Origin of the sequence: Streptomyces antioxidans, from assembly GCF_000968685.2 — a bacterium.
GTDB lineage: Bacteria > Actinomycetota > Actinomycetes > Streptomycetales > Streptomycetaceae > Streptomyces > Streptomyces antioxidans.
In genome coordinates, this window is record NZ_LAKD02000138.1 from 1 (window position 1) to 4,047 (window position 4,047).

The window sequence follows — 4,047 nt, forward strand, 5'->3', positions numbered from 1 at the left end:
ACCCCTGCCCCGGAAACACGAACACCGGACGGGCATCGTTCGCCGTGACTCCCTCGCCACGCACCACACCCGGGGACTCGCCACCCGACGCCAGCGCGCCCAGTGCGCCGATCAGCTCGTCGCGGTCGCCGCCCAGGACCAGTGCGCGGTGGTCGAAGCGGGCGCGGGTGGTGGCGAGCGAGTGGCCGATGTCGGCCGGGGACAGCCCGGGGCGCGCGGTCACATGCGTCAGCAGCCGCTCGGCCTGGGCCCGCAGACCCGCCGTGCTCTTGGCCGACAGCACCCACGGCACCACTCCCCCGACCACCGGGGCGTCTCCCGCGGCCGGGGTCTCCGACGGTGCCGCGGCCTCCTCCTCGGGAGCCTCCTCCAGGATGGTGTGCACATTGGTGCCACTGGCCCCGAAGGCCGAGATGGCGGCCCGGCGGGGCTCCTCGCCGCGGGGCCACTCCCTGGCCTCGGTCAGCAGCTCCACCGCCCCCGCCGACCAGTCGACCCGCGAGGAGCGCTCCTCGGCGTGCAGCGTCCTGGGCAGCAGGCCGTGACGCATGGCCTGCACCATCTTGATGACACCGCCGACACCACCGGCGGCCTGCGGATGGCCGATGTTGGACTTCAGCGAGCCGATCAGCACGGGGCGGTCCGCCGCGCGGTCCTTCCCGTACGTGGCGAGCAGCGCGCCCGCCTCGATCGGGTCGCCCAGCGGGGTGCCGGTGCCATGGGCCTCGACCGCGTCGATCTGCTCCGCCGTGAGCGCGGCGTTGGCGAGCGCCTGGCGGATCACCCGCTGCTGGGCACGGCCGTTGGGCGCGGTGAGGCCGTTGCTCGCACCGTCCTGGTTGATGGCAGAGCCACGTATGACCGCCAGCACTTGGTGGCCGTTGCGCCGCGCGTCCGAAAGGCGCTCAAGCAGCAGCACCCCGACGCCCTCGCCGAGGCCCATGCCGTCGGCCCCGTCGGCGAACGCCTTGCAGCGGCCGTCCTGCGCCAGGCCGCGCTGCCGGGCGAAGCCGATGAGCCCCATCGGGGCGCCCATCACGGCGGCGCCGCCCGCGAGGGCGAGCGAGCAGTCGCCCTGGCGCAGCGACTGGCAGGCCAGGTGGAGTGCGACCAGCGAGGACGAGCAGGCGGTGTCGATGGTGACGGCCGGGCCCTCCAGGCCCAGGGTGTAGGCGACCCGGCCGGACATGATGCTCGCGGAAATGCCCGTGACCAGGTGCCCCTCCAGACCCTCGGGCATATGGGGCCAGTCGGGGACGTACCCCTGGTAGGCGGCGCCCACGAAGACGCCGGTCTTGCTGCCGCGCAGCGCCGCCGGATCGATTCCGACCCGTTCGAACGCCTCCCAGGAGGTCTCCAGCAGCAGCCGCTGCTGCGGGTCCATCACGGTGGCCTCGCGGGGCGAGATGCCGAAGAACGCGGGGTCGAACTGGTCGGCGTCGTGGAGGAATCCGCCCTCGGTGGCGTAGACGGTGCCCTGCCGGTCGGGGTCCGGGTCGTAGAGGCCTTCCAGGTCCCAGCCGCGGTTGCCGGGGAATCCCGAGATGGCGTCGCGCCCGCCGGTGACCAGTTCCCACAGGTCCTCGGGGCCGCGCACATCGCCGGGGTAGCGGCAGCTCATCGCCACGATGGCGATGGGTTCGCGGGAGGCGGCGGTGAGTTGCTGATTGACCCGGCGCAGCCGTTCGGTCTCCTTCAGAGACTCCCGCAGCGCGCCAACGATCTTGTCGGTTGGGTTTGCCATTGTCAGCTCCGCAGTCGCGTCTCGTCAGAGGTCGTTCTTGTCGTAGGCCATGCGCACGAGGTCATCCACGTCCAGGTCGTCGATGGACTCGGCGGGCTCCTCGTCCGCCGGTGCGGTGGCGGGGTCGTGGGAACCGGCCAGCCGCAGCAGCTCGTCCAGCAGTCCGGATTCGCGGAGCCTGAGCAGCGGGATGGAGGTCAACGCCCTGCGGACATCGGCCTCTTCGGGGTCGAGGGCGGTGGTGGCGGCGTCGTCGGGGAAGAGTTCGGCGCCGATGTGTCCGGCTAGCTCCTCCGCGCTCGGATAGTCGAAGACGACGGTGACGGGGAAGCGGAGCCCGGTGGCGGTGCCGAGGCGGTTGCGCAGATCGACGGCGCTCAGGGAGTCGAAGCCCAGCTCGCGGAAGGCGCGCGTGGCGTCGACGGCCTCGGGGCCGGAGTAGCCGAGGACGGTGGCGATCTGCGAGCGCACCAGGGACAGCACGGCGGCCCGCCGGTCCGCCGGGGCCAGGTCGGCCAGCCGGTCGCGCAGCGAGGAGGACTCGCCGGTCGTGTCGGCCCGGGTGTCGGCGTCGGCGGCGAGGATCCGCGCCACCTCGGGCACCTGGCCGATGAGCGGGCTGGGCCGGGCCGAGGTGAAGACGGGCACGAACCGCTCCCAGTCCACGTCGGCGACCACCACCACGGTCTCGTCCCGCTCCATCACCTGCCAGAACGCGTCGATCGCGAGCCGGGGGGACATGAACGGGATGCCCCGGCCGCGCAGTTGCTCCTCGGCGAGGTTGGCGGCCATCCCGCCCTCCTCGGGGCTCCAGATGCCCCACACCACCGAGGTGGCGGTGAGGCCGCGGGCCCGGCGCCGCTCGGCGAGGCCGTCGAGATAGGCGTTGGCGGCGGCGTACGCGCCGTGTTCGCCACTGCCCCAGACGGCCGAGATCGAGGAGAAGAGCACGAAGGAGTCAAGGGTGTCGCGGTCGAAGAGGGCGTCCAGGTTGGCGGCGCCCGCGACCTTGGCCTCCGCGGTGTCGGCGAACTCCGCCAGATCGGTGTCGGCGAGCGGGACGAGCACACCGGCTCCGGCGATGTGCAGTACGGACCGGATCGGCGGGCCCTCGGCCTCCACCTCCCGCACCAGTGCCTCCAGCGCGGCGCGGTCGGCCACATCGCACGCGGCCACGGTGACCTTGGCGCCGAGCTCGGTCAGTTCGGCCCTGAGCTTGTCCGCACCGGGCGCCTCGGGGCCGCGGCGGCTGGTGAGCACGAGGTGTTCGGCACCGGCCTGGGCCAGCCGCCGGGCGATCTGGGCCCCGACGCCGCCGGTGCCGCCGGTGATCAGGACGGTGCCCTCGGGGGTCCACGCCGGGCCGTTCTCCCGGTGCTCGGCGGCGCGTACCAGCCGCCGGACGAACACGCCGGAGGGCCGCAGGGCCAACTGGTCCTCGTCGTCGAGGCGGCCCGCGAGCGCACCGCACAGCCGGGTGGTCACCCGGCCGTCGACGGTGTCCGGCAGGTCCACCATGCCGCCCCAGCGCTGGGGGTGTTCGAGGGCGGCGACCCGGCCCAGCCCCCATACGGCCGCCTGGGCGGGGCTGTCGAGGGCGTCGGTGCCGCCGACGGACACGCCGCCACGGGTGGCCAGCCACAGCGGGGCGTCCACGCCGGTGTCGCCGAGGGCCTGGACGAGGGCGAGGGTGAGCGCGAGTCCCGTGGGCACGCCCGCGTGTGCGGGGTGCGGTGCGTCGGGGAGCCCGAGCAGTGAGAGCACTCCGGCCGGGGCGACCCCGGCGGTGGCCTCGGCGAGTAGCGCGGCGACCCCGGCGCGGTCGGCCTCGGCCACCTCGACGGTGACGACCGTGGCGCCGTGGGTCTCCAGACCGGTGCGTACGGCGTCGATGAGCTCGGTGCCGGGGTGTCCGGCGGGGTGTCCGGCGTCGGCGGGGTGCCCCGCCGAGTCTCCGGCGGTGTGCCCGGTGAGGTGTCCGGCCGGGACCGCGAGCAGCCAGGTGCCGGTCAGGGCCGCGGAGGCCGGGTCCGGCACCCGGTTCCAGGCGACGTGGTAGCGCCAGGAGTCGAGCACCGACCGCTCGCGGCGCCCGCGCCGCCAGGAGGACAGCGCCGGGAGCACGGTCCGCAGCGACGACCGCTCCTCGTCGGCGTCCACCTCCAGCGCATCGACCAGCGCGGCCAGGTCCTCGCGCTCGACGGCGTCCCAGAACTCCGCGTCCACCGGGTCGCCCCCGGTAGCCGCCACCTGCGCCGCGGGCCGCTCCAGCCAGTAGCGCTGCCGCTGGAAGGCGTACGTGG

At 74.3% G+C, this 4,047-nt stretch carries 2 protein-coding genes; both read right to left on the reverse strand.

Going from position 1 to position 4,047, the window contains the following annotated elements:
- Window positions 1-1,744 (reverse strand): type I polyketide synthase (locus tag VT50_RS36290; protein ID WP_143645331.1); only part of this gene is annotated, 1,744 nt, incomplete at its 3' end.
- 24 nt (window positions 1,745-1,768) lie between these two features.
- Window positions 1,769-4,047, reverse strand: a 2,279-nt coding sequence (locus VT50_RS36295; RefSeq protein ID WP_143645332.1) for an SDR family NAD(P)-dependent oxidoreductase, incomplete at its 5' end; no start/stop codon positions are given.